We start from the raw sequence: 26,595 nt of genomic DNA, 5'->3' as shown, positions 1-26,595 counted from the left end.
CCTTGGCGGAGAGATGGAAAAAAGCGGGGACGAAGAGAAAGAAAGGAGAGGCGCGACATGCCTGTGACGAAGCGGGAAGACCATCAGGAAAAGCTGGAGATCGCCTTTTTCACCCCATCCGGCTATGAGCTGGCCTCGCCGGCCTGGCCGATCCGGATCGGCCGCAACCGGACCAAGGAAGGCTACCGCATCGGGCCGCGGACGACGCCCTTCCACTATCTGATCGCCGTCGCGGAAGGAGAAGGCGAATTCCTCCAGGGCGGCGGACGCTATCGCCTCGGGCCGGGCGACCTGTTCGCGCTGTTTCCCGAGACGATCCACGAGTATTATGCCTCGCCGGACAACCGGCTGCAGCAGCTCATCCTGGCCTTCGACGGACCGGAGGCCGCAGCCCTGCTGGAGCGCGGCGGGCTGACCCCGGAGCGCCCCCATCGGAGCGGGCTCTCGGCGGGAGAGCTTATGCGCTGCCTCGACCGCTTCCTGGAGGAGGCCGACGGGGAGCCGTCGGACCTCGCGCGGCTGGCGCGCTTCCATGAAGCGATGGCGCTGCTGGCCGAGGCCTCGCCCGGCGCGGGCCGCCGGCCCGCCGAGGAAGGGTGGCTGCGGCAGGCCCGCGATTACATCGACCTCCACTATGCGGGCGGCATCACCGTATCCGGGGCGGCCGACCATGTCGGCATCGACCGGACCCACTTCTCCAAGCGGTTCCGCGAAGCCTACGGCGTCACGCCGATCCGCTACATCCAGGGGCTCAAGCTGGCGGAGGCCGAGCGGCTGCTCGGACACACCTCGCTCACGTTGTCGGAAATCGCCTACTCGGTCGGATACCCCGACCTATTCTCGTTCTCCAAGGCGTTCAAGAAGCATAAAGGCCGGTCGCCCAGCGAGTGCCGCAGCAAAGCGGCGGGCCCGGACTGAAGGCCGGGGCCGCGCTGCCCGTCATTCAGCAAGAAGCCCCGATGCCTGCGCCGCGGCGGGCCGGCCCGCCGGCCGCGCGCCCAGCGCGCCCGCGGCCGGGCGCTCCAGGCCGAGATGGCCGCGCAGCGTGCGGCTCTCGTACTCGCGGCGGAACAGGCCGCGCCGCTGCAGGATCGGCACGACCTCGTCGACGAACGTGTCGAGATCGCCGGGCAGCACCGGCGGCATGATGTTGAAGCCGTCGCAGGCGCTCGAGCGGAACCAGTCCTCGATGAGGTCGGCGAGCTTCTCCGGCGTGCCGACGAACTGCAGATGGCCGCGCGCGCCGAGCAGCCGCCGCCCGAGCTCCAGGATGCTGAGCCCGTCCTTGCGGGCCAGGTCCATGATGAGCTGCACGCGGCTCTTCATTCCGTTGGACGCCTCCACCGGATCGGGGATGTCGGGCAGCGGCCCGTCCGGCGGATAGCCGGACAGGTCGAACTGGAGCATGCCGGAGAGGAAGCCGCTCGCCTCCTCCGGCCGGATCAGGTCGAGCAGCTCCCGCTCGCGGCGGCGCGCCTCCTCCTCGGTCGAGCCGAGGATCGGCGACAGCCCGGGCATGATGTGCAGGCTGCCCGGCCTCCGGCCGGCCTCGGCCAGCTTGCCTTTCATCACCGCGTAAAACGACCGGGCCGCCTCGACATGCGGCTGCGCGGTGAAGATCACCTCCGCGACGCGGGCGGCGAACGCCTGGCCCGGCTCGGACGAGCCCGCCTGGATGAGCACCGGATAGCCCTGCGGCGGACGGGGCACGTTGAGCGTGCCATGCGCCGAATACCAGCTGCCGTCGTAGTCGACGGGCCGGAGCTTGGCGGCGTCGGCGAAAATGCCGGACTGCCGGTCCATGACGAGCCCGCCGTCGTCCCAGCTGTCCCACAGGCTGGCGACGACCTCGACGAACTCCTCCGCCATCCGGTAGCGCACGCCGTGCTCGGGATGCCGGTCGCGGCCGAAGTTGCGCGCCTCGGCATCCGTCTGCGACGTGACGATGTTCCAGCCGGCGCGCCCGCCGCTGATATGGTCGAGCGTCGCGAACTTGCGGGCGGCGTTGTACGGCTCGTTGTACGTCGTGCTCATCGTCGCCGTCAGTCCGATCCGCTCGGTCGCCGTCGAGATCGCCGACAGCAGCGCGATCGGGTCCATCATGCCGGCGGCGGCATGGGTCGGGTAGATCAGATGCAGCAGGTCGGCGAAAAAGATCATGTCGAACTTGCCCCGCTCCGCCGTCCGCGCCATCCGCACGTAATTCGCGATGTCGAACATCGCCTCCACGCCGGAGTCCGGATGCCTCCAGCCGGCATGATGATGCCCCGTGAAATAAAGGAACGCCCCCAGATGGAGCTGCTCTCCCTCTCGCCTCTTGTCGCTCATAGTCCCTTCTCCTTTCCGTCCTGGAACGGCCGCCGCCACCGGAGCCAGCGCAGCTCCAGCCGCCTGACGCCGGCATCCGTCAGCTTGCCCGCCAGCATGAACAGCACGATGCCGACGAACACGAGATCCGTCTGCGCGTACACGCGCGCGTCCTGGATCATGTAGCCGATGCCCTCGCTCGCTCCCATCATCTCCGCCACCGACAGCATCAGCCAGGAGACGCCGGCCGACAGCCGCGCCCCGAGCAGGATGTTCGGCAGCGCCGCCGGCAGGATGAGGCCTCTCACCAGCTGCAGGCGGGTGAACTGCAGCACGCGCGTCACCTCGTACAGCTTGGCCTCCGCGCTGCGGACGCCCAGATAGGTGTGGAAGTACACCGGGAAAAAGGCGCCGAGCGCGATGAGCAGCCCTTTGGAAAACTCGCCCACGCCGAACCAGAGGATGAACAGCGGAATGACCGCGAGCAGCGGCACTGTCCGCAGCATCTGCAGCGACGGGTCGAGCAGCCGCTGCGCCCAGCGGCCGAGCCCGGTGAACAGGCCGAGCAGCAGCCCGGTCGCGCCGCCGAGCAGGAAGCCCGCCGCCGCCCGGCGGAAGCTCGCCCACGCATGCTCGCCGAGCTCGCCGCTTGCGAGCAGCCGCAGCGCCGAGGCGGCGATGACGCTCGGCGCGGGCAGCATCGCCGGCGAGACGAGGCCGGCGCGCGCGGCCGCTTCCCAGACGAGCAGGACGGCGAGCGGCAGCAGCCAGCCCTGCGCCCAGCGGGGCAGCCCGAGCCAGTCCCGCTGCCGCGCCGCCTCGGCGCGCGGCGCCGTGACGGCGCGTGCCTGCGCCTTCGCCGCTTGCGGATCAGCCGCCATCTACTCCACCCCCTTGAGCGTCGTCTGCCAGCGCAGCAGGCGGCGCTCCAGCAGCTTGACGATGGAGTCGGTGAGCTTGCCCGCCGCCGCGAAGACGAGGATGCCGACGAAGATGACCGACGTCAGCGAGAACGAGCGCGCGTCGTTCAAAATGTAGCCGAGCCCGTCGCTCGAGCCCATCAGCTCCGCCACGACGAGGCCGAGCCAGCTCACGCCGAGCGAGAGCCGGACGCCGAGCAGAATCGACGGCAGCGCGGCCGGCAGGATGAGATGCCGCAGCGTCTGGCTGCGCGTGAACTGCAGGACGCGGGCGACGTCGAACAGCTGCCGGTCGACCGAGCGCACGCCGAGGAACGCGTTGACGTACAGCGGGAAAAACGCGCCTTTGGCGATCAGCAGGATTTTGGACGCCTCGCCGAAGCCGAACCACAGGATGAACAGCGGCGCGACCGCCAGATGGGGCAGCATGCGCAGCATCTGCAGCGTCGGATCGACGAGCCGCTCGGCCCGCCAGGAAAAGCCGACCCACAGCCCGGCGGCAAGTCCGAGCCCGCCTCCGAGCACGAAGCCGAGCAGCGCCCGCCAGGCCGAAATGCCGAGGTTCAGCGGCAGCTCGCCGCTGCGGCTCATCGCTGCGAATTCCTCCGCGATCGCCGACGGAGGCGGCAGCAGCACTTCGTTCAGCCAGCCGCCCCAGGCGGCCGCCTGCCAAGCGGCCAAAATCGACAAGGGCAGCAGCAGGCCGATCAGCGCATTCAGCAGAGCCGCCTTGGTCCGGGATCGCTCCAGCATCGTCATGACCTCACTTTCCGCCGCTTGCTTCGGCTTCGGCTTGCTTCAGCGCTTCCTCGACGAAGCGGTTGTCGAAAACTTCCTTGACGTCGATCCCCTTGCGGATCGTGCCGAGCTCGAACTGGAAGTCGGCCGTCTGCTGCTGCTCGGCGATCACCTCGTCCGTCACCGGGACGTTGATGAACGCCGAGCGCTCCTGCATGCCCTGCACGAGCGCAAGCGGAATGCCGCGCTCGTCGGCGTACCGCTGGAACGCCTCTTCCTGATGCGCCTTCTCCCACTCGATCGCCTGCTGCAGCACCTTGAGGTACAGCGTGACCAGCTCCGGATGCTGCTCGGCGAGCTCCGCCCGCACGAGCTGGAACGACGGCGACAGGATGCCGCTCGACGCGCCGTCGGCGATCACCCGGCCTTTGCCGGAGAGCGCGTTCAGCGTGATGTACGGGTCCCAGGTCGCCCAGGCGTCGACCTTGCCGCCCTCGAATGCCGGCTGCGTCTCGTCCGGCTGCAGCTGGATGACCTGCAGGTCCGATTCGGACAGGCCCTCGGCGTCCAGCAGGCGGTACAGGAAGTTGTAGGCGTTGCTGCCCTTCGTCACCGCCACCTTCTTGCCCTTGAGGTCGGCGAACGACTGGATCGGACTGTCCTGCGGCACGATGAGGGCGACGTTGTTGCGGCCCTCGAGCACCTGCGAGACGATCTTGAACTTCACGCCGGCCGCCTGCGCGGAGATCGGCGGCATGTTGCCCATGCCCGCGAAGTCGAGATGGCTCGACGCCATCGCCTCGACCATCGGCGGACCGCTCTGGAATTCGATCCACTCCACCTTGGCGCCGAGCTCCCCGAACGCGTCCTCGAACCATTTCTCCTCCTGCGCCTTGCCGAACAGGCCGCCCTTGCCCTGCACGCCGATCTTGACCGTCAGCCCCTCGGCGGACGCGGCCCCGGCCGCCCCCGCATTGGTCTGCGCCGCTCCCTCGTCCGCTCCGCCTCCGCCGCAAGCCGACAGCGCAAGCGCTCCGAGCAGCAGCATGGCGGCGATCCAGCCCTTCTTTCCTTTTTTCCGTTCCATCTTTCGTCTCCCCTCTTGTGCATGTCCGTCAAATGCCCGCGCCAGGATCCGGCACCGGCGCCTCCTCGACCTTTTCAAATTCCCGCAGCACGACGCCGCGGATCTCCTGGAACGGCGCTCCCGTCCGCTGGCGCGGGTAGGGCAGATCGACGCTCACGACGCGCCGGATGTGGCCCGGACGCGGGTTCATGATGACGACCTGCTGGCCGAGAAACACCGCTTCGTCGAGATCATGCGTCACGAACAGCATCGTCGTGCGGTCCGACTGCCAGATGTCCAGCAGCACCTCCTGCATATGCGCCCGGGTGAACGCGTCGAGCGCGCCGAACGGCTCGTCGAGCAGCAGCACCTTGGGCCGCCGCAGCAGCGCCCGGGCGATCGCCACGCGCTGCGCCATGCCGCCGGACAGCTCCGACGGATAGGCCTTTTCGAAGCCCTTCAGCCGGACGAGCTCGATCAGCTCCCCGACCCGGCGCCGCACGGCCGCGTCCCGCAGGGAGGCGTTGGCGGCGATGTTCTTCTCCACCGTCCACCACGGGAACAGGCGCGGCTCCTGAAAAATGACCCCCTTCTCCACGCTCGGCCCCTCGATCGGCCGCCCGTCCAGCGTGATCGAGCCTTCGTAGGAGGCGTCCAGCCCGGCGGCGATCTTGAGCAGCGTGCTCTTGCCGCAGCCGCTCGGACCGATGAACGTGACCAGCCTTCCTGGGCCGATCTCCAGCCGGATGTCCCGCAGCGCGACGACCTCCCCGGCCGGAGCCGGAAAGATCTTGGTCAGTCCTTGGATCGCCAGCATGCTACCCCATCCTTTCGATGACAGCGATAATGATTATTCCTCCCCGCTAACTGGGATTTTGAGGAATAAAAAAAGGAGATGCGCAGCCAGCCGAGAAGAGGGCTCTGTTCGAACAGTCAGCCCCTCTTCCTCAGCGGTCCGCGGCATCTCCGGTCGGTCCGGTCGATTCGCATTCCACAAACCGAATATCAATTCGGTTAGTATGCCTGAATTCTATCAAGCGTCTCTCCTCCTGTCAAGCGCTTCGCGCCGGCCGGCAAAAAGATCGACGACGCTCGACGCCCGCATCGGCACCGGCACCTCGGATCCCGGCATCCGCTGCAGCGTCAGCCCCTGGATCAGGCTCGTGAAGTAGAACGCCAGCTCCAGCGGATCGCCCTCCGGCGCCGTGCCCTCGGCTTGTCCCTGCGCGATGATCGCGGCGACCGGCTGCAGGTTGACGGTGAAGCGGCCGGTCACGTCGCGGCGCAGCTCCTCCGACGCCTCGGACAGCCGGGCCGTATGGATGAGGATCGTATGCGCCCAGCTGTTGCCGAGCGCCAGCCAGTTCTCCGCGATCGTCAGCAGCTTGGCGCGGGCGTCGCCGGGACCGTCCGCGACCGAGCGGACGAACTCGCCGTAGCCGGTCTGCCCCCGGCGCAGCGCCTCCGCGAAGATCTCTTCCTTGGACTTGAAGTAGTGGTACAGGTTGCCGATGCTGATGCCGGCCGCTCCGGCGATATGCTGCATCGAGGCCGAGCCGACGCCCTTGACCGCCATCACCTCGATCGCCGCGTCCAAGATGTCGTTCATGCGCTGCTCCCGCTGCTGCAGGTCCTTTTCCGCGTTTCTCGCCATGCTCGCTCGCTCCTCCCTTGAATCAACCGCCATTATATCCCAATCGAAGCGTCAGGTGAAGCAGGGCTTGTCGAGGAGCCGCGGATGGTTCAAGGCGCCGGGACACGCAGAATCGGGTTGCCGGAAGCGAATGCGCGCGGGGCCCGACCCCTCTCAGCTCCGCCGGAACGAAGCGCGGTACGCCCGCGGCGGCATGCGCACGATCGACTTGAACACTTTTTCGAAATGCGGAAAGCTGTCGAAGCCGACCTGCCCGGCGATCGCCGTGATGCGCTCGTCCGTCTCGCGCAGCAGCCGCTGGGCCGCCTTGATCCGCGTCAGCGCGACGTACTCGGTGAAGGCGAAGCCCATGTGGCGCTTGAACGAACGGCTCAGATGGCTCGGGCTGAGGAAAAAGCGCTCGCTCAACCCGCCCAGCGTCAGCGGCTCGGCATAGCTCTCGGAAATGCAGCGCGCCACCGCGGCCATCCGCTCGGCGGCCGGCGACGCCGACGGCTCCGGCTGGCGGCGGCTCTGCTCGCGGCGCGTCAGCCGCGCCGCGAGCAGCAGCGCCTGCTCGGCGAGGCGCCGAGCCGCCAGCCCGAGCCCCGGCTGACGCTCCTGCAGCTCGCGCAGCAGCTCATGGAGCAGCCGCTCGAGCCGCATTCCTTCCGGACCGGACGCGGCCAGCACCCGCCTGCCTTCCCGGAACGGCGAGCGCAGCAGCTCCGCCTCTTCCTCCGGCCGTCCCTCGAACCAGGCGTCGTCGTAGTAGATCACGATCCGCTCGTGGCCCGGCTCTCCGGCGTCGAACGTCTTGTGCACCTCGCCGCCCGGCACGAAGACGAGATCGCCGCTCCGCACCGGGTATACCCGGTCGCCGATGAAGTAGCTCCGCTCGCCTTGGAACAGGTAGTACAGCTCATGCTGCGGGTGCATGTGGTCCTCCGCCATCGCATAAAAGCCCTCGCGCCGGTTGTACTCGAGCCTGACGCGCGCGTCCTCCGAGACGTACCTCAGCTCCTCGGTTTCGTTCATCCCGCCGCCTCCTAGCGCAAAAATTGCGTCCTTTCTCTGAATTCTAGCATAATCGCAGAGGAAATACGCTTAATCTTGCGGTACGCTTGCCTCATCAACATCAACGGAAAGAGGAAAGGGAGAGTGCGAGCATGAGCGCGAAACGGAAGACCTATGCCCAGGTCGGCACCGGCGGCCGGGCCGAATTCTACTATGGAGCGATCGCCTCGACGTTCCAGGAGACGAGCGAGCTCGTCGCCTTTTGCGACATCAACGAGACGCGGATGGACTACGCCAACCGGATGCTGGTCGAGAAGTACGGCAGCCGCGCGGTGCCGACGTACCGGAGCGACCGCTTCGAGGAGATGATCGCGGCGGAGAAGCCCGACTGCGTCATCGTCACGAGCGTCGACCGCACGCATCACACCTACATCATCCGGGCGCTCGAGCTCGGCTGCGACGTCATCACCGAGAAGCCGATGACCGTCGACGCCGAGAAATGCCAGCAGATCCTCGACGCGGCGGAGCGGACCGGACGCAGCGTCCGCGTCACGTTCAACTACCGCTATGCCCCGCATCATACGAAGGCGCGCGAGCTGATCGAGTCGGGCGCGATCGGCGACGTGACGAGCGTGCATTTCGAGTGGCTGCTCAATACGCAGCACGGCGCGGACTACTTCCGCCGCTGGCATCGCGACAAGCGCAACAGCGGCGGCCTGCTCGTGCACAAGTCGACGCATCACTTCGACCTCGTCAACTTCTGGATCGGCTCCGAGCCGGAAACCGTCTTCGCGATGGGCGACCTGCGCTTCTACGGCCGCGAGAACGCCGAGGCGCGCGGCGTCACGGCGTTCTACGACCGGGCGACCGGCAGCGAGCTCGCTCAGGACGATCACTTCGCCCTCCATCTCGACCGCAACGAGCATCTGAAGGCGATGTACCTCGACGCGGAAAAAGAAGACGGCTACCGCCGCGACCAGAGCGTATTCGGCGACGGCATCTCGATCGAGGACACGATGAGCGTGCTCGTCCGGTACAAGAACAAGGCGCTGCTGACGTATTCGCTGAACGCCTACATGCCTTGGGAGGGCTACCGGATCTCGTTCAGCGGCACGAAGGGCCGGATCGAGATGAGCGTCGTCGAGCAGTCGTACGTCAACTCGGGCGGCGACAAGGCGCTCGAGGGGGCGGCCAAGGGCGTCAGCCTGCTCGTGCTGCCGATGTTCGGCGAGCCTTGGCAGGCCGAGATCGAGCGCAAGGAGGGCGGCCACGGCGGCGGCGATCCGGAGCTGCTGCGCGACCTGTTCGGCGAGCCGCTGCCCGACCGGTTCCGGCGCGCGGCGGACCATATCGACGGCGCTCGCTCCATCCTGACCGGCATCGCCGCCAACCGCTCGATCGCGACCGGCCTGCCGGTGCGGACGGACAGCCTGGTGCGCTTCGCTCGGTAGGGCGGGCGCAGGAGCTGGGGGCGAGGGGTGGCGCCGGAGCTGGGGGCAAGGGGTGGCGCCGGTGCGGCGGGCGTAGTGTGGCGCGGCGGGAACGTACAAACACAAAATCGCACTCCTCGCGGCTCCCCCCCTCCCGCCTTCCGGTCACTAACCAAAATCCAAGGCACTTTTCTGCCTTGGATTGGCCGATCCGGCCCGAAAAAGGTGACGTACAATAAGTTGTGTACCAACATTTGGAGCCTAGCTAGGCACAAAAAAAGTAGGGTATTCTCGGGGTTACGACGCCACCAAGAAAGGACCCTACTTCATGACTAGTATAACCGAAAACCACCTGAACCATCTCTTTGAAAATTCTGTCATCCCCTTCGTAAAGGAGCGGATCGAGTTCCTCATTCGCACGGAGATTCAGCACCACATGGCCGAGGCTGCAGCAGCAGGTATCCGCAACAGCCGAAACGGCTACTACTACCGGGATCTGCACACCCGCTACGGCCTGATCGAGGATCTGGAGATGCCCCGGGACCGAAACGGCGACTTCCAGACGCAGCTGTTCGAGCCCTATCAGCGGCGCGACGGCTGGCTGGAGGAGGCCGTCATTCAGATGTACAAAGGCGGCATGCCGACCCGCGACATCGCTCGGTTCATTGAAGGCATGTTCGGTCAAGCATACTCGCCGACCACGATCAGCAACATTACCTCGACGGTTCTGGAAGACGTGGAACGCTGGCAGACCAGGCCGCTCGGCAAGCGCTACTCCGTCATTTACCTCGACGGCATGTACGTCAAGCTCAAGCGCAGCACGGTCAGCGGCGAAGTCGTTTGTTTTGCGATGGGCATCGACGAAGACGGGTACCGATCCATCCTCGGCTTCTACGTCGGGGGAAAAGAGAGTGCCAACGTATGGCGCGACGTGCTGAAAGACTTGCAGCAGCGCGGCGTGGAGGAAGTTTTGCTTGGCGTATTCGATGGGCTGCCTGGGCTGGATACGGCCTTCCGGGAAGCCTTTCCCAAAGCCGACGTCCAGCACTGTGTCGTCCACAAAGTGCGCTCGACCTTTCCCAAGATCCGCATGCAGGACAAGACGGACTTCGTTGCCGATCTCAAAACCGTCTACAACGCTCTAGACCGGGACTTGGCTTTGGCTGCTTTTGACCGGCTTAAGGACAAATGGCAGAAGCGCTATCCCAAAGAAATTCAGTCCTGGGAAAACCAGCTCGACACGCTGCTCACGTTCTACTCGTATCCCGCCGAAATGAAGCTGGCCATCTACACGTCCAATCCGATTGAACGCATGAACAAGGAATTCCGCAAACGACTTAAGCCCATGAACAGCCTGACCAACATGGAGGCGGTCGAGAAAATCCTTTACCTGACGGCTAGCGAGTACAACGAGTATTATGGCAAAAAAGTCATTCGCGGCTTCGGCGACCCGTCGGTAAAACGTAGGTTGAAGCAGATGTTTGAGAAACGCTACCCCCACCACCAAGAGTGACGTCAACCCATTTTGACTGGGAATATCTTGCTGCTTACACATACTTCTTGACGCTACCCCGAAAAATTAAATCCAAGGCACTTTTCTGCCTTGGTTCGGCCGTCCCGGCCCAGAAAATTAAATCCAAGGCACTTTTCTGCCTTGGATTGGCCGACCCGGCCCGGAAAATTAAATCCAAGGCACTTTTCTGCCTTGGATTCGCCGACCCGGCCCGGAAAATTAAATCCAAGGCACTTTTCTGCCTTGGTTCGGCCGTCCCGGCCCGGAAAATTAAATCCAAGGCACTTTTCTGCCTTGGATTGGCCGACCCGGCTCGGAAAATTAAATCCAAGGCACTTTTCTGCCTTGGTTCGGCCGACCAGGCCCGGAAAATTAAATCTAAGGCACTTTTCTGCCTTGGATTCGCCGACCCGGCCGGAAAAATTAAATCCAAGGCACTTTTCTGCCTTGGTTCCGCCGACCAGGCCCAACCAGGCCCGACATCAAAAAAGCTGTCCCATGGAGTCCATTGCCTGGCTCCAGGGACAGCTTTTTCGCGCCATCTGCACCTCTCGCGAGCTGCAGCCAGGCCAAGATCAACTGCGCACGCCCCCGCCCAATGTCGCCGATACGCTCCTTCAACGAGGCAGCTTCGCGCCGCAACCGCGCTTGCGCGCGGCGTAGACGGCTCAGCTGACTGGCGTGAACGGCTCCGACTCGAACGGCTCCGACCACGGTCCGGCCGCGCCGTCGGGCGCGATCGCCCGCACGCGGTACCAGGTCCTCGTCCCGTGAGCGCGGGTCGGGTCCTGCCATGGCATGTCGTGGTCCGCCGGTCGGGCGTCGAAGACGGCCGTCCACGGTCCGTCCGCTCCGCGCGTGCTCTTTTCAACCGTGTAGCGGGCCGCTCCGACGACGCCGCGAAAGACGACGCGCTCGGCCGCCGAGGCGACCGTCGGCGCATCCGGCACCAGGCACGAGGACACTTCGCGTCCGCTCATCCGAAAGGCATGGCTGCGCAGCTCGAGACAGCGCCGCTCATAGTCCCCGCTTACGCCCGTACCGGGATAGTGCAGGGAGAAGCCGTCGTAGTGGGGAACATAGCCGGCGTCATCCGCATGGGGAAACAGCGACCAGAACAGCGTGCCGGAGACGCTGCCGTCTGCTTCCGCCCGCTCCAGGAACGCCTCCAGCCCGTCCTCCGTCCAGCCGAATTCGCCGCAGATATATACCTTGCCGGCGGCTGCCGTCTCCGCCGCGTCGCGCGCCAGAGCCTCCGCGTTCGCGGGATAATAGTGAACGTCGAGGATGTCCAGCTCCTCGATGCCGAGCTTGTCGCGGTCCAGCTCGAACTGCTTGCCGTGCGCGACTAGATGGTTGCCGTCGAGGCTTTTGATGTAAGCGGCCATTTCCTTGACCCACTCCGCCGGCGCATCGTTCAGCTCGTTGCCGAGCTCCCACGCCAGAATCGTCGGATCGTCGCGGTACGCCAGTCCTGTAAGCGCATTCACCCGAGTGAGCAGCATGGCGATGTAGCGCTTGAACACTTCCTTGATCTCCGGATCGGAATAAAAGGCCCGCGGATCCTCCAGCCCTCTCCAGCCCGCGAAGGTGGAGCGTCCGCCGTGGTAGTAGGACCAGTTGCAGACGAACGGCACGATCAGCCGCAGTCCTCGCGCCCCCGCCTCGCGGACCGCGAAGTCCACCCGGCGAAGCGCCTCTTCGTTGAAGCGATCCGGCTCCGGCATGATCGAAAGCGGATGCCCTTGAGACGCGCCAAGCGTATGCGAGCGAACGACGGTCGCCCCCATCTCCAGCGCCGTGTCCAGCGCGTCGCGGACGCGGAACTCCGTCGGCCAAGCCACTCCCTCGACATTCTCGTCGAGCCCGAGCCAGTAGACATTCGGTCCCGCGAACCGGAACGGCTCGCCGTTCAGCTCCAGCCGGCTGCCTGTGCGGGCAACAAACCCGTTGCTCCTCATGATCGATCCCCGCCTTACGTCCTTGGTTTCATAGTGTTGCCATGACAAGAATAGCATTTGCGGATCATGATTTCAACTTATTTTAACTTATTATAGTTAAGTTTCATTAGTTGAATTCTTCAGGAGGAAAAGAAGCGGCTCCAAGGAGTCCCTCGTAGGGTGGGCTGATTGGGCAGCCCTTTTCCGTGAGACGGGGGAGAAAATCGGCGCTAAGGGCAATGGGGCGGTGAGGGACCAGCTGCGCTAACGAAACGAAGAGACGCTATTGAGTTGAAATGAGGGGGGTTGGAGCTTCTAACGATACAGCGAATCGCTATGGGGGAGTTTTTCGTCGATTCAGCCGCTTGTTAAGCCAAATAGCGCTTTTGAGGTTCGTTAGCCTTTTTGTCGAGGCGTTTTGAACGAAATAGCGCTTCTGAGGTTCGTTAGCCATTTTGACGAGGCTTGATGGAATGCATCCTGCTGGGGAGGCTGGAGAAAACGGCAACGGGGCGCGGGCAGCCTGCTGCTGGTTGTGGGAGGAAAAGAAGCTGGTTTGGTGGCGGCCCGGCATTGCCGCGAACGGCGCTCCGCCAAGGGCATTCTCGCCCTTGCTTCACGGCTCCGCCGCAGTCGGCGCTCCGCCAAGGGCATTCGCGCCCTTGCTTTGCGGCTCCGCCGCAGACGGCGCTCCGCCAAGGGCATTCTCGCCCTTTCTTCGCGGCTCCGCCGCAGTCGGCGCTCCGCCAAGGGCATTCTCGCCCTTGCTTCGCGGCTCCGCCGCAGTCGCCTCCCCCCGCCGGCAACCCTTCAAGCTCCGGCCGTAGCCGCGCTCTCCGCCTCCGTGTCCCCGCCCCCGGCGCCTGCCGCCGGAACGGTCGAGGCCCGCTTCACCAGCGCCGTCGACAGCATGACCAGCTCCGGCAGCTTCTCCGGCTCGGCGATGCGGCCGAGCACGATCTGCACCGCGCGCGAGCCCATCTCTTCCTTGGGCACCTTGACCGTCGTCAAGCCCGGCTGGTTCAGCTCCGCCAGCGTCAGATCGTCGAAGCCGACGAGCGAGACGTCGGCCGGGCACTCCAGCCCGAGCGGCTGCAGCACTTTGAGCGCGTCGAAGGCGATCAGGTCGTTGGCGCAGAACATCGCCGTGACCGGGCGCTCCGCCCGCAGCTCCCGCTCCAGCGAAGCCGCGAACTCCGGCTTGGTGTACATGCCGCTGCCGCTTACGCCCATCCCCCCGACGACCGCCAGCTCCGCCGCATCCTTGGGACGCTTGCGGTTGTGCGCGGCGATGGCGTCCTCGAACCCGCGGCGGCGCTCGGAGAAGCTCCACGTCGTATGGGCGTCGCCGACAAACGCCAGGCGGCGGTGGCCTTCGCGCAGCAGCAGCTGAGCGGCCTGGCTCGCGCCGAGATAGTTGTTGGCCATGACCAGATCCAGGTCGGGATGCTGAGCGTCCGGATCGACGAGCACGAACGGCAGCTTGCGCTTCGTCAGCTGGTCGGTGTAGGCTTCCGGCAGCTGGCCGAGCACGACGACGCCGTCCACCTTGCGCTCGGTGATGCCGAGGGGCATGCCGTCCTTCACCTTCATCGTCACGTCGATGCTCGACAGCAGCATGCTGTAGCCCTGCTTGGCCAGCTCGGCGTCAATGCCCTTGATGATCTTGCCCCAGTACTCGGGATCGTCCAGATAAGCCCGCGGCATGAGCACGGCCAGATTGCCCGTGCCCGGAGCCGAGCCCGGCTTGCGGCCCTTGATCCGGTAGCCCTCCTCCTCGGCGGTTTTCCAGATGATCTCGCGCGTCACCTCGTTCACGGCGCTGTCCCCGGACAGCGCCTTGGATACAAGCGCTTTGGAGACGTTCAATTTATCGGCGATCATTTGCAGCGTTACTTTTTTCATGAAGCCCATCCCTTCGGCATCGGAGCAAGAATTTGCTCCTTTCAGCATAACGTCTGGAAAGTCTTTTTTCAACTTTTTTCAATTCTTTATGCGGCAGGACGAGCTTCTCATCTCCCTCTTCTTCCTTTACGATAGAGGCAGGCAAAGAATGCCGCTCAAGGAGGAATCGCCATGCAGGTATGGTTCAAGTACAACTGGATCGTTCGCGACCAATGGTACGAATGGTGCGCCCAGCTGCCGGAGGAGGAGCTTGTTCGGGAAAGGATCGGCGGCATGGGGAGCATCCTCAAGACGCTTCAGCACATCCTCGACGTGGAATGGAGCTGGATCCAGCAGCTCCGGGAAGCCGACTTCGCCTCCGAGCCGGTTCCGTGGCTCGCCACGCTCGCCGAGGTGAGGGAGCTGGACCGTCAATACCGGTCCGACATCGAGCCGTTCATCCTCGGCTGGGACGACTCCATGGAGACGCGCCCGATGGAGGACGTCGCCTCCGACGGACACGTCGAGCAGCACGCCTGGGGCGAGGTCATGCGGCATGTGCTGGCCCATGAGATCCACCATATCGGGCAGTTGTCCATCTGGGCGCGGGAGCTCGGGCTGAAGCCGGTGTCGGCCAACCTCATCGGCAAGGGCCTGATTCCGATCCGATGAAGTACGTCAAGCTGCATGCCTACCATGTCCAAAAACAAAAGCGGGACGAGTACCTCGACCTTCAGCGCCAAGCCGCCGAGGTTTATGGCCGGCATGCTTCGTTCCGCACGCTCTTTTTGAACAGCATGGAAGACGAGACGAGATGGATCGAAATCACGACGTATGACTCCGAAGAAAGCTACGCCGAAGCGATCCGCCTCATCGACGAGGAGCCGGAAATAGGCGATCTGTTCCGGCGCTTCAAGTCCCTTCTTGTCCAGGAGAACGCCGAGATCGTCGAGGAAGACTTCAAGCTGGCCAAGGAAATCGTCGTCCGGACGACGGAATGAACCGAAAAAAAAGCGGGACGAGGCCGAGCGCTGCTCGGCTTCATCCCGCTTTTGTCCGGCTACGATCCGAACTTCACGAGGTAGTAGTTCTTCTTGCCGCGGCGCAGCACGAGGTAGCGGCCATGCAGGCGATGCTCCGCCGTCAGCGCCGTGTCGATGCCCGTCTGCTTGACGCCGTTCACGGCTACCGCTCCGCTCTCGATGTCCTGCTTGGCCTGGCGGCGCGACGGAGCGGCCTTCGTCTCGACGAGCAGGTCGATCAGGCCGGTCGACTCGGCGTCCGCGAGCACGGTCGTCGGCATGTCCGACAGCGCCTCGACGAGCTCGTCCTCGCTCAGCTGCGTGACGTCGCCGGAGAACAGCGCGGCCGTGATCTTCTCTGCGCTCTCCACCGCCTGCTCGCCGTGCACGATGCGCGTCACCTGGCGGGCGAGCTCGCGCTGCGCCTCGCGCTTCTCCGGCTGCGAGGCGACGAGCGCCTCGAAGCTCGCGATCTCCTCGCGCGTCAGGAACGTGAAGTACTTGAGGAAGCGGATGACGTCCGCGTCGTCGGTGTTGATCCAGAACTGGTAGAACGCGTACGCGCTCGTCTTGGAGCGGTCGAGCCAGATCGCGCCGGACTCGGACTTGCCGAACTTCTTGCCGTCGCTCTTGGTCACGAGCGGCATCGTGATGCCGTACGCCCCGCTGCCGCCGGTCTTGCCGATCAGGTCAAGGCCCGCCGTGATGTTGCCCCACTGGTCGCTGCCGCCGAGCTGCAGCCGCACGCCGTGGTCCTGGTTCAGCTTGTAGAAGTCGTACGCCTGCAGGATCATGTAGCTGAACTCCGTGAACGAGATGCCGTTGGCCAGCCGCGAGTCGACCGAGTCCTTGGCTAGCATGTAGTTGACGGTGAAGTTCTTGCCGATGTCGCGCAGGAACGTAATGATGTCGAGCGGCGCCAGCCAGTCGTAGTTGCTGACGAGGCGGGCCGGATTGCTCGGCGTCTCGAAGTCGAGGAAGCGCGACAGCTGCTTGCCGAGCGCCTGCGTCCAGCCGGCGACCGTCTCGTCCGTGTTGAGCGAGCGCTCCGTGGAGCGGCCGCTCGGATCGCCGATCAGGCCGGTGCCGCCGCCGACGAGCGCGATCGAGTTGTGGCCCGCCAGCTGGAAGCGGCGCAGCATCAGGATCGGCAGCAGGCTGCCGATGTGCAGGCTGTCGGCCGTCGGGTCGAAGCCGCAGTACAGCGTGATCGGCCCTTCCGCCAGCGCTTTTTCCAGCTCCTCGCGGTTCGTGACCTGGTAGACCAGGCCCCTGTACTCCAGATCTTCGAGCAGCGCCGCGTTCACGGCCGCTTGGTGCGTTGTCATCTCGTATCCCTCCATTATGGTCGTTCGTGGAAAGGTGGAAAAAGAAAAGACCCCTCCCTGTCCAAAGACAGGGACGAGTCATCGCGGTACCACCCTGAGTTGAGCCGCGGCGCAGGCTGCCTCAGAAGGCAAGCCCGGAGCGGGGCTCCGCTCTGCCGGATAACGGCCGGCTGCCGTCCGCGCCCTTCTGCCCGGGGGCAGGTTCGGACGCGCAAGCTCCAGGATGTAATTCGCGGGCGGCTGTCGCTCCGGCTCGCACCAACCGCCGGCTCTCTGATCCGCAGATTCGCTCCGCTACTGCTTCCCTTCCACGCTTCTATGCTTGTTCGCTCTCACTTTAGCGAATGGCGCGGCGCTTGTCAATCCGCTGCCGCGCCGCCCTAGACCTCGCCGCTGAACACCTCGGTCTCATAGTCGAAGTCGACCGTCCCGTCCTGCTGCGTCTCGTCGAAGATGCGGCGCAGCTCCGCCAGCATCGGCTCATGCCGCGGATCGCCGGCTTGCGGCGCGTAGGACGAGGAGAGCAGCCGCCCTTTGACGCCCTCGTAGTCGAACCGCTGGCGGTTCGGGAACGCGCGGCGCGTCATCGTGCCTTCGCGGAAAAACGCCTGCAGCTGCTCCGGCGAGATGTTGCGATGGTTGACGCGGGCGTAGTCGGTGCCGTGCTCGTGCAGCAGCGCCTCGTAGCGCTCGAGGAACGGCGTGCCGGACGTCAGCCGCGAATTCCATACGAGAAAGACGCGCTTGCCCGGCCGCAGGATGCGCGCGAACTCCGCCTTGGCCGCCTGCTGGTCGAACCAGTGGAACGACTGCGCGCAGACGATCGCGTCGAGCGACTCGCTCGCCAGCCCCGTATCCTCCGCCGGCGCCAGCATGATGCCGAACAGCTCGTTCGGGCCATGCGCCGCCCAAGCCGCGCGGGCCATGTCGGCGTTCGGCTCGATCGCCATGACGCGCAGTCCCCTTTCCATCAGGAGGCCCGAAAAAATGCCCGTGCCCGCCCCGATGTCGGCCACCGCCGACTCCGGCGCCAGTCCTCCCTGCTCCAGGATGGCGTCGATCGCCTCCGCCGGATACCCCGGCCGGAACTTGACGTAGTCCTCCACTCGGCTGGAGAAGCGTTCCTTGCTGTCCATGTCCATTCCTCCCGATCCCGCTTCCTTGGGGCGTGCTTGCAGCCCCATCGGCGGAAGCTTGTGCATCCCTTACCGTATCAGACCGGATCGTCCGAGGCAACCATCCTGCTGAAAATGAGCTCCGGATCGCCCTCGTCCAGATGGTCGACGATGCCGCTCGGCTCGAAGCCCGCCGCCTCCAGCAGCGCCCGCATCGGCTCGTTGGAGCGGTTCGTCGAGGTGAAGGCGCGCTCGCCGGGGCCGCGCTCCAGCCAGCTCTGCAGCAGCCGGCGGCCGATGCCGGTGCGCCGCTCGCCGGGATGCACGATCAGCAGCTGCAGGAACGGCCGTCCGAAAAAGCTGCGGTCCCAGGCGGCGCAGCCGGACAGCCGGCCCTCCCGCTCGGCGACGAGGCAGCAGCCGGCCGCCGCGTAGGCGGCGAGCGCTTCCCGGCGGCCGCCGTGGCCGACGACGAGCGCGTCGAGCTCCGCCAGCGCGTCGAGATCGGCCGGGACGGCCGGGCGCACGGCGAAGCCGGAGGCCGGCGGCGAGCCGGCGCGCCGGGCGGCATCGGCGGCGCGGGCAGCTGGCGGCGCCGATGCGCGGCTGAGCGCCTCGCCGATGCGGAAGCGGAACAGCTTGCCGAAGCCGTAGTACTCCATGTCCTCGTCCGTCTCCTCATAACCGCCGTCTCCGGCCGCGCCGAGCAGCGTCCTGCGCCAGAACGAGACCGCTCCCGCGTTGCGCTCCGACGCCGTCGTGAACAGCGCCCAGCGGCCCGGATGGCGGCGGAACACTTCGCAGGCGGCCCGTTCGGCACGGCCTTGTCCCCGGTAAGGCCGCAGCAGGAAAAATTCCTGCAGCGTGAACTCGCTGCCGTCGACCGCGTACGGGCCCGAAGCGACGAGCGCGAAGCCCGCCGGCAAGCCGTCCTCGACGATGAGGTAAGGGAACAGCAGCCCCTCTTTTTCCCACCAGATGGCGAACTCCGCCTGCTGCTCCTGCAGCGTCCGAATGTCGTCTTCCTCCTCGAAGACGCCGTGCCGGTTCGGCCGCACGCCGCGGATGCCCGCCAAATCATGGAGATAGAGCGGGTACAGGTTCATGAGAATCGGCTTGCGGTCGAGGCCGCAAGGTTCGATGATGAGCGTCATGCGATATCGTACTCCCGTCTTGAAGCGTTTCCTCCAGCCTAACAAGCGCGGCGCCGAAAGGACAGGCCCGATCCGGGTATAGCCGTTCTTGCCCGGCCATCCATCGCGGCAAGGATATCCTGGCTTCTCCCTGTTTCATGATGGAACGTTCCTGCTCGAGTCGGCTGTCCCGCTCCCCGACTCGCGTGCTACGCGCGGTTTTTCCTCGCGTAGCCGCCGCTTGCCATCCGTACTCGCGTGCTACGCGCAGTTTTTCCTCGCCTAGCCGCCTCTTGCCATCCGCACTCGCGTGCTACGCGCAGTTTTTCCTCGCGTAGCCGCCTCTCCCCAGCCGCACTCGCGTGCTACGCGCAGTTTTTCCTCGCGTAGCCGCCTCTCCCCATTCGCACTCGCGTGCTACGCGCAGTTTTCCCTCGCTTAACCGCCTCTCCCCATTCGCACTCGCGTGCTACGCGCAGTTTTTCCTCGCGTAGCCGCCTCTCCCCATTCGCACTCGCGTGCTACGCGCAGTTTTCCCTCGCTTAACCGCCTCTCCCCAGCCGAGCGAGTCAATCTCAGCCGCACGACGGCAGTCCGGACGTTTCCGAACGACATTTCCTCTCCAGCAAGGCGAGGGACGCTAGGCGTGTTTGCAAACACGCTTAGGGGCATCTATCCCCTTTTCCCCCTGCTTCTTCGTCACGCAGGGATCAAAAATCCGACCCCATCTGCTTCCTTCGGGGGATGAAAACACGCCCTAGCTCTCCCGCTCGAAGAATGTCAGACGATTGCCGTTAGGGTCCTGCACCGTCATTTCCAGTCCGCCCCAGGGCGGCTTTTCGAGGCCAGGCCTCGCGTAGCGGTAAGCTTTCGCCAGCAGGGACTGCTGGTAGGCTTTCACGCCGCCGGTCTCGATCCGCACATTCGCCCCCGGGATCCCGTCGCCGAAGTGCTCCGACAGATGCAGCTCGCAGCCGCCCAGCGACAGGAACAGGTAAAGCGGCATCGACGGCTCGTGCCGATGCTCGCCGAGCAGCTCCGCCCCGAGGAAGTCCAGGTAGAACTCCCTCGTCTTTTCGACATCGAGCATCCTCAGCACAGGCACGATTCGTTTGCACTCCATTGGCTCATTCCCCTTTCATAGCGTCGATCAGCCGATCGAACTCGGCGCGGTCGAAGCCTCCGATAATGGTGTAGCTCTCGCTAGCATCGCGCTTGCCGATCGTGACGCTTTGGGATCTCAGCGTTACCATCGTCGGATCGTCTAGCTTGCCTTTTTCATAGATCGAGACGGAGTAGGTATTCAAAATGCCGTCGATCGCCGGCTCAGGACTGAACGGCCCGCGTGCCAGCTTCATCGGAGCGAGCGCCTCGAGCAGCGCGGTCATGCGCGCCATGCTGTCGGTCTTGATTGAGGTTTCCTCTGCCTGTTCATCCCACCTCATGACATAGATCCGATCGAGTTGGCCCGCTCCCCCCGGATCGATTCCCTGCTTTTCCAGCGTCGTCCGCCAAGGAAGATTCGCATTGGCCAGGAAGCCGAGTACGAGGATCGTCGCCAGTCCGAGGCGGATTACGATTTGTTGCCAGCTCCAAGCTCTTCTCTCTTTCAGCGTCCTGCTCATCCGCCGCCTCCTCCTTGTCCTCCGTGAGATTTATCCTAGCAGAGAAGCGCTTCCCTTGTAAGTCTTTTCCATAACAAACGGCCCGCCTATTCTATGGAATGGGCGGGCCGCTCGGGATTAGAGAAAGCGAGGGGGTTATTGCTGGACGGAGCGTCGGCGGTTGAAGCCTAACGACGAATCAGCTCGTTACGAGGCCGAATTCAACCCTGGCCAAAACGTAACGACTCGTGAGACGCTTAGAGTTGAAAAAAAGCGTCAAATGGGCGGAAAGAACGAGATTGGAGACGTGTAAGCGTCTGAGGCGTCGTTAGCGGATCGGGAAACGGAGAAAACGGCCTCTAAGCGTTTGACGCGTCGTTAGGACCTGTCGAGCGACCCGCGTTCTTTGAAAACTTCCGCAAGCCCCATGACGGCGGTCTGGACCCAATCGACGCCGCCTCGCATCACCCGTACGCCCCATGACGGCGGTCCGGCCCCGTCAGCGCATCATCTAACGCCGCCTAAAGGTACCTGCCGCCGCGAGCTTCCTTAGGAGAAAGCAACAGCCCGCCTTACGGCAGCAGCTTCAGCAGCCGCTGCAGGATGACCGCGGCCTGGGCGCGGGTCGCTTGGCCTTTCGGCTGCAGCGTATCCGCTCCAGTGCCGTTCATGATGCCGGCGGCGACGAGCTCCGCGAGCGCGCCGCGGGCATACGCCGCCGCTCGGCCGGCGTCGCGGAAGCCGCTCAGCGCGGAAGCGTCGCCCGCCGGGGAAACCCCGGCATGACGCAGATAGCGCGCCGCCAGCACAGCCATCTCCTCGCGGGTGATCTCGCGTCCCGGCTCGAAGCGTCCGCCGCCGGAGCCGCTGACGAGCCCCAGCTCGGCCGCGGCCGCGACCGCCTCCGCATACCATGCGTCCGCCTTCACATCGCCGAATCCGCTATCCGTCCCCGTGGACGCCAAGCCGAAGACGCGATGCAGCATCGTGATGAATTCGGCGCGCGTGACCGGCTTGCCCGGCTCGAAGACGCCCGGAGCCGTGCCGCGCAAAATGCCCTTGGCCGTCAGCTCGGCGATCGCGTCGCGCGCCCATGGAGCACCATCCAGATCGCGGAACGCCGGGATCGGGCTCGACGTCGGAGACGGAGATGCCGTCGGGCCGGCCGTCGGCTGCGGCGCGACGCTCGGCGAAGCGCTCGGCGTCACGCTTGGGATCGGCGTTGACGTCGGGCTTGGCGTCTCGCCTCCGCCTGGCGTTGACGTCGGGCTTGGCGTCTCGCCTCCGCCTGGCGTCGGCGTCGGGTTCTCGCTCGGCGCTGGCGTCGACGTCGGATCTCCGCTCGGCTTCGGCGTCGGCGTCGGGTTCTCGCTCGGCTTCGGCGTCGGCTCGCTGCCACCTCCTTCAAGCACGCCCGTCTTGACCAAGGTCAGGTCATCGACCTTGATCCAGTTGCCGCCGAGATCCTTGGAATGGATAGCAACGGTCAGCTTGCCCTCGCGCACCTCGAGGCCGCTCAGGCGGACGCTCGCCCAGCTCGCCTCGCCTTTCGGAATCGCGGCAGCCTTCGCAGCGCCGCCATCTCCGACCGCGATCACCTCCGCGGCGAGCTGGCCGCCCTTGGACTTCGTCCAGGCGCGAACCTCGTAGACGCCCGGCTCGAGCCCTGCCACCTCCTGCGAGGTCGTGACTTCATAGGCCGTGTCGTTCCAGTGGACGAGCGAGAACTTGTCCGTGCGGGCTCCGCCCTCGAGCTTGACGATGCCGCCCGTCACGTCGGCTCCGGCCGCGTCCTTGCTGCCCCAATGCTTCGGCAGCACCGGCCAGGCCGCCTCGTCGACGGCTTCCTCGAAGCCCGGATTGAGCAGCAGGTTCTTCACGACCGGCTCGGCGCCGTCGTCATACGTGTTGCCCGGCACGTCGACCTTCAGGACGAGCTTGTCCGTGGCTAAGGCCGTGCCGTCGAAGCGCTCCGCCGCCGCGACGACCTCCTTCTCGCCGTTGGCGATGCGCGAGGTCGAGTACGACCAGCGTCCATCCGCTCCGACCGGCGCATAGAAGCGGTCCTTGCCGATGCTCAGGAGCACGTCCTTCACGCCGCTCGCCGTCCCGCGCAGCGTCGTCGGCAGCGTCTTCACCTCGGAGACGGACTTGTCGATCGCCACCTGCGCGCCCTCCAGCTCCTCGAGGAAATTCGCGCCCTGGATGTCGTCGATGTAGATCGTGCCCGCGCTCGACCGCGAGTCCGGCAATCCGCCGAGATAAAGCGAGAACGTCTTGATCAGCCGGCTCGAATCCGGACGAGCGTCGGCGCTGCCGCCGTACCAGCCCGGATGGCGGAACGCGTCGAACGGCACCTGCACGAGCCGCGGATCGCTGCCGCGCATGATCATTTTCGTTTCCCAGAACTTGCCGTCGTCGTCCGAGAACTGGATCGCCAGCTCGTTGCCCGCGCCGTCCGGCTGCAGCCAGAAGCTGAAGCCGTCATAGCCGCTCAGGCGCAGGTAGTCCGGCGAGAAGCTGCCTCCGGCATAGCCCGGCCCGCTGAAGTCATAGTCCATGCGCAGGCCGTAGCCGCCTTCGGACTTGCGCGAGGCGTCGAGCGACACGTCGAGCAGGCCGCCGCCGGCATTGCGGGCGAACGCCTTCTGCACAAGCGCGTTGTAGCCGCCGTAGCCCTCGAAGTTGTCCAGCTTGGACGCGTTCGCAAGCTTCACTTCGTCGATTGCGATCGACCCGGACGAAGCCGATGCCGACTCGCCCCCGCTCACGATCAGCGCGAACCGCTGGACCGAGCTCAGGTCCATCGCCCCTTCGCCGGCGGCGTCTTTGCTCCACTCCGGCTGGACGAAGTCCGCCAGCTTGATCTCCACGACGCGAGCCGCCGTCCCGGACAGCGCGACCGGCGCTTCCCAGACGCGCCCATCGCCGGCCGTCAGCTGGAAGCTCAGCTTGTTGCCGCTGCCGTCCGGCTTCACCCAGGCATGCAGCGCGTCGAAGCCGCTCAGATCCGCTCCGCCGAGCGGGCGGGACAAGCCGGCATATCCTGCCGAGCCGAGCTCGTAGCCGAGCCGGACGCCGTAGCTGCCCTTGAAGCGGGACTCGCCGTCCAGCGCGATCGAGATTCCGTCTCCGTTCTCATTGCGCTCATACCGGGCGGCGATCGAGTCGTCGCGGCCGAAGTCGTACTCGCCGTCCTCCATCACATTCGCCGGAGGAGCCTCCGTCAGCGGCACGAGGCTGCTGCCGTAGCCGAGCTCGACGCGGGCCAGCCCGATTCCGTCCGCCCCGTCCGGGAACAGCGCGCGGACATAGCGCACCGACGCCGGCAGATCGAAGCTCGAATAGGCGAGCTTGCTCCAGCCCTCGGCGGCCGCTTCCTTCGTCAGGGCAGGCTGCAGCGGAACGTAGGCGATGCCGTCGATGGACGCCTCCAGCTTCAGCCCCGCGCTGCCTTCCGGCGCATAGGCGACGAACCGGTAGGAGCTCAGATCGGCCGGCACCGAATAGACGAGCGACGCCTCTGCGGATCCCGCATTCGCCAGCACCGCCTGGCCGCCGGTCGCCTCGCTGCCGTCCCGCCGCTCCAGCGCGTCCGACTTGGACGCCGGCAGCTCCGCGAACTCGCGGTCGACGACGAAGCCCTTGCGGCTGCGCTCCGGCACCGCCTGCCAGCCCGTGCCGGCATAGTCGTATTCCAGCTCGACGCGGTCGACCTTGACCCGCGCGCCGCCCTCGAGCAGCAGCTTGACGAAGCGGGTGTCCGCCGGCAGGCTGCCGGCCGTCGACCAGCCGTCCTGCACGTCCGCCGCGACCTCGGCATACCCCGCGTACGGCTCGCTCGACGCGAACCAGCGGACCTGGCCGGAGCCTTCGACCTTCGCCGCGGCGCGCTTCAGCGCGACCGGGGAAGCATACGTGATCGTGCCGCCGGACTCGCTGCCGACATGAGCCTTGAAGCCGATGCCGAGCTCGTTCCAGCTGTCCGCCGCGTTCGTCACGTTGGACGTATGGTCGAACGCATAGGTGCTGCGGGTTTCGAGCGGGCTCTGCAGCAGGCTCATCTCATCGGCGATGAGATGGCGCGCCGCCTCGACGGCGACGACGTTCGACCAGGCGGACTGGCCGCTCTCGTTCACGCCGCGCACCCGGTACTGGTAGCTGACGCCGGTGATGGCCCGCTCGTCATGGAACGCCTTCGTCCCGGCGCGTCCGCCGTCCGAAAAGCTTTCGACGACCGTCTCCCACGTCTCGCTGTCCTCGGAGCGCTGCACCTCGTAGCCGGACGCCCCGACCGAGCCTTGCCAGCGGATGTCCGCGACCGACTCGATCGGCAGCAGCTTCGGCGCGCCGTCCGGAGCCGGAATCGGCGGCACCGCCGTCGTCTTGGCCGCGTCGAGCTTGTCCATATAATGCGCGTACTTGTATACCGTGCGGATGATGCCGGTCTCGCCGTAATAATCGCCGGCCGAGAAGCCCGGCCAGTGGTAGGACGCCCAGTTGCCCGGGTTCTCGTCATGCCAGTAGAAGCCGCCGTCCTCCTTGTGCGGGCGCAGCGACCAGATGAGCGCGCCGGAGGTGCCGTTCTGCAGCGCCGCGTCGAACAGCGCGTCGACCGGCTCCTTGTCCGTGTAAAGGCCGAACTCCCCGAGGATGTACGGCTTCTTTCCTTTGGAGACGGCCCGGTCCCCGTTCACCTTGTCGATGAAGTTGCCGGTGTAGAAATGGTTGCCGACGACGTCGATGTTCGGGTCCGTCAGCGAATCCGGATGGATCGCGAACCGCCCGTCGAGCAGCAGCTGCTTCGGCTGCAGCTCCTCCTTGATGTAGCGGGCGATCTCCGTCGTCCACGCCTGCGGGAACTTGTCCTGGTTGTAGCCGCCGAGCTCGTTGCCGGTCTCCCAGGCGAGGATCGCCTTGTCGTCCTTGTATTTCACGCCGGTGATCGTGTTCGTCCGGTTGAGCATGTAGGCGACCGTCTGCTTGAACAGATCGATGACCTTGTCATCCGTGTAGAACTTCCAGCCGTCCGGGTCCGTCGCCGCGTCGCCGGTGATCGTGCCGGGATAAACGAAGTTCACGAAGCTCTCGATGCCGCCGACCCACTGCCACTGGTCGACGAACGGCACGATGACCCGCACGCCGGTGCGGTTCGCCAGGGCAAGCATCCGGTCCATCTTGCGGAAGCCCTCCTCGCTGAACTGCATGACGCCGTCCGCGTCCGGACCGAGGATGAACGCCGAGCCGGCGTTGGAGCCGTCATAGCGCAGCACCGACGGCACGTAGGAGCGTGTGACTTTGCCGCCCATCGCGGAAATCGTGCGCAGCGCGTCGTCCTGCGCGAACTCGGGATCGCCGAGCGCGCCGGGATAGTTGAGCGAGGCGAAGCGGAACTCCTGCTCGCCGTCCATCAGCCTGTCGCCGTCTACGGTGATGTAGGTCTGGAAGGCCGACGGCTCCGCGAGCCCGTACACGGCCTCGGCGGCCGTCGGCTCGTCCGGCTGGCCGGCAGGCGCAGCAGCCGCAGCCGAGCCGATGCCTCCTGCCGGAGCGGCCAGGGCCAGGATGAGAAGCCAGCATAAAAACGCTTTCATAATGGATTGCGGATGATGCTTGTTCATGAAGCTCATGCCTCCCGAATGTGATTGTGAGTTGCCCGAACTGCGGCCAAGCGGTTTGACTTGCCCTCCCTTCCGAGCTTGTTAGGCGAACGGATTGGCAGCGTTTCCTATAATTCAACGAAATTATAGTTTTACCTAAACTTTATGTCAACAAATTTTAATTTTAATCAACTTTCCAAAAAAGCGGCCGCACCGCATAAGCTAAGGCAGAGGAATCCGCGCCGCTGCCGGTATCCGTTATCGGTAGCCGCTGCCGATAGCCGCTGTCGGTAGTAGCTGCTGCCCGCTAGCCGCTGCCTGTAGCGGCTGCCGGAAGGAAAGGAG

Annotated in this window: 21 protein-coding genes; 5 read left to right on the top strand and 16 right to left on the bottom strand. The window is 65.3% G+C overall.

What is annotated here, in order from left to right; all coding sequences use genetic code 11:
- The first annotated feature begins 57 nt into the window (after positions 1-57).
- On the top strand, positions 58-918 hold the full coding sequence (locus B8V81_RS14090) for an AraC family transcriptional regulator (RefSeq protein WP_028598116.1): 861 nt from the start codon (positions 58-60) through the stop codon (positions 916-918).
- A 21-nt stretch (positions 919-939) separates the two neighbouring features.
- Here the strand turns inward: B8V81_RS14090 and B8V81_RS14085 are convergent, their stop codons facing one another.
- The 7 genes from B8V81_RS14085 to B8V81_RS26035 all read right to left on the bottom strand — a co-directional run bounded on the left by B8V81_RS14085 (position 940) and on the right by B8V81_RS26035 (position 7,702).
- Positions 940-2,328 (bottom strand): LLM class flavin-dependent oxidoreductase, encoded by a 1,389-nt coding sequence (locus B8V81_RS14085; protein WP_028598117.1) that lies wholly within the window; start codon positions 2,326-2,328, stop codon positions 940-942.
- The gene (locus B8V81_RS14080) at positions 2,325-3,188 is read right to left on the bottom strand and encodes an ABC transporter permease (RefSeq protein WP_028598118.1); all 864 of its coding nucleotides are present in this window, start codon (positions 3,186-3,188) and stop codon (positions 2,325-2,327) included. Before B8V81_RS14080 ends, B8V81_RS14085 begins: the two co-directional genes overlap by 4 nt.
- Positions 3,189-3,986 carry an ABC transporter permease gene (locus tag B8V81_RS14075; protein ID WP_101808559.1) on the bottom strand — a complete coding sequence of 266 codons (798 nt, stop codon included), beginning with the start codon at positions 3,984-3,986 and terminating at the stop codon, positions 3,189-3,191. It lies immediately after the preceding gene.
- Between the two features lie 4 nt (positions 3,987-3,990).
- Entirely contained in the window at positions 3,991-5,052 is a 1,062-nt protein-coding gene (locus B8V81_RS14070) for an aliphatic sulfonate ABC transporter substrate-binding protein (RefSeq protein ID WP_244912763.1), read from the bottom strand.
- A gap of 28 nt (positions 5,053-5,080) precedes the next feature.
- A complete protein-coding gene (locus B8V81_RS14065) occupies positions 5,081-5,848 on the bottom strand; it encodes an ABC transporter ATP-binding protein (protein ID WP_101808558.1) in 768 nt (255 codons plus the stop codon).
- Between the two features lie 216 nt (positions 5,849-6,064).
- The gene (locus tag B8V81_RS14060; RefSeq protein WP_101808557.1) at positions 6,065-6,685 is read right to left on the bottom strand and encodes a TetR/AcrR family transcriptional regulator; all 621 of its coding nucleotides are present in this window, start codon (positions 6,683-6,685) and stop codon (positions 6,065-6,067) included.
- A 153-nt stretch (positions 6,686-6,838) separates the two neighbouring features.
- On the bottom strand, positions 6,839-7,702 hold the full coding sequence (locus B8V81_RS26035) for an AraC family transcriptional regulator (RefSeq protein WP_101808556.1): 864 nt from the start codon (positions 7,700-7,702) through the stop codon (positions 6,839-6,841).
- A 131-nt stretch (positions 7,703-7,833) separates the two neighbouring features.
- On the opposite strand from B8V81_RS26035, the gene B8V81_RS14050 reads away from it, so the two are divergent.
- Together B8V81_RS14050 and B8V81_RS14045 are read left to right on the top strand one after the other, a co-directional pair.
- Entirely contained in the window at positions 7,834-9,132 is a 1,299-nt protein-coding gene (locus tag B8V81_RS14050; RefSeq protein WP_101808555.1) for a Gfo/Idh/MocA family protein, read from the top strand.
- A gap of 307 nt (positions 9,133-9,439) precedes the next feature.
- Positions 9,440-10,624, top strand: coding sequence for an IS256 family transposase (locus tag B8V81_RS14045; protein ID WP_101807766.1), 1,185 nt, complete (start codon positions 9,440-9,442; stop codon positions 10,622-10,624).
- A 53-nt stretch (positions 10,625-10,677) separates the two neighbouring features.
- Here the strand turns inward: B8V81_RS14045 and B8V81_RS24875 are convergent, their stop codons facing one another.
- From B8V81_RS24875 to B8V81_RS14035, 3 genes are all read right to left on the bottom strand, one after another.
- A complete protein-coding gene (locus tag B8V81_RS24875; RefSeq protein WP_146000499.1) occupies positions 10,678-11,094 on the bottom strand; it encodes a hypothetical protein in 417 nt (138 codons plus the stop codon).
- A 198-nt stretch (positions 11,095-11,292) separates the two neighbouring features.
- Positions 11,293-12,585: a glycoside hydrolase 5 family protein gene (locus B8V81_RS14040; protein ID WP_101808554.1), complete on the bottom strand. Its 1,293-nt coding sequence runs from the start codon at positions 12,583-12,585 to the stop codon at positions 11,293-11,295.
- 789 nt (positions 12,586-13,374) lie between these two features.
- Positions 13,375-14,469, bottom strand: coding sequence for a LacI family DNA-binding transcriptional regulator (locus B8V81_RS14035; RefSeq protein WP_084137540.1), 1,095 nt, complete (start codon positions 14,467-14,469; stop codon positions 13,375-13,377).
- A gap of 171 nt (positions 14,470-14,640) precedes the next feature.
- Between B8V81_RS14035 and B8V81_RS14030 the strand changes: the two genes are divergently transcribed.
- Both B8V81_RS14030 and B8V81_RS14025 read left to right on the top strand, forming a co-directional pair.
- Positions 14,641-15,120, top strand: coding sequence for a DinB family protein (locus tag B8V81_RS14030; RefSeq protein WP_028600308.1), 480 nt, complete (start codon positions 14,641-14,643; stop codon positions 15,118-15,120).
- Entirely contained in the window at positions 15,117-15,449 is a 333-nt protein-coding gene (locus B8V81_RS14025) for a hypothetical protein (protein ID WP_028600307.1), read from the top strand. The genes B8V81_RS14030 and B8V81_RS14025 overlap by 4 nt, the downstream gene beginning before the upstream one ends.
- A 59-nt stretch (positions 15,450-15,508) precedes the next feature.
- On the opposite strand, the gene tyrS is transcribed toward B8V81_RS14025, so the two are convergent.
- From tyrS to B8V81_RS13995, 6 genes are all read right to left on the bottom strand, one after another.
- Positions 15,509-16,798 carry a tyrosine--tRNA ligase gene (gene tyrS / locus B8V81_RS14020; protein WP_028600306.1) on the bottom strand — a complete coding sequence of 430 codons (1,290 nt, stop codon included), beginning with the start codon at positions 16,796-16,798 and terminating at the stop codon, positions 15,509-15,511.
- A gap of 380 nt (positions 16,799-17,178) precedes the next feature.
- Complete coding sequence (locus tag B8V81_RS14015; RefSeq protein WP_028600305.1) at positions 17,179-17,934, bottom strand: class I SAM-dependent methyltransferase; 756 nt, start codon at positions 17,932-17,934, stop codon at positions 17,179-17,181.
- Between the two features lie 77 nt (positions 17,935-18,011).
- Positions 18,012-19,067, bottom strand: coding sequence for a GNAT family N-acetyltransferase (locus B8V81_RS14010; protein ID WP_101808553.1), 1,056 nt, complete (start codon positions 19,065-19,067; stop codon positions 18,012-18,014).
- A 736-nt stretch (positions 19,068-19,803) separates the two neighbouring features.
- Positions 19,804-20,169, bottom strand: a complete 366-nt coding sequence (locus tag B8V81_RS14005) for a glyoxalase superfamily protein (RefSeq protein WP_028600304.1) — start codon at positions 20,167-20,169, stop codon at positions 19,804-19,806.
- Positions 20,170-20,173: 4 nt separating this feature from the next.
- Positions 20,174-20,671, bottom strand: coding sequence for a hypothetical protein (locus B8V81_RS14000; protein ID WP_028600303.1), 498 nt, complete (start codon positions 20,669-20,671; stop codon positions 20,174-20,176).
- Between the two features lie 551 nt (positions 20,672-21,222).
- On the bottom strand, positions 21,223-26,271 hold the full coding sequence (locus tag B8V81_RS13995) for a CIA30 family protein (protein WP_164820174.1): 5,049 nt from the start codon (positions 26,269-26,271) through the stop codon (positions 21,223-21,225).
- Between the last annotated feature and the right edge of the window lie 324 nt (positions 26,272-26,595).

The organism is Paenibacillus pasadenensis, assembly GCF_002864175.1.
Taxonomy (GTDB): domain Bacteria; phylum Bacillota; class Bacilli; order Paenibacillales; family Paenibacillaceae; genus Paenibacillus_O; species Paenibacillus_O pasadenensis.
This window is presented reverse-complemented; position numbering and strand designations above follow the sequence as displayed.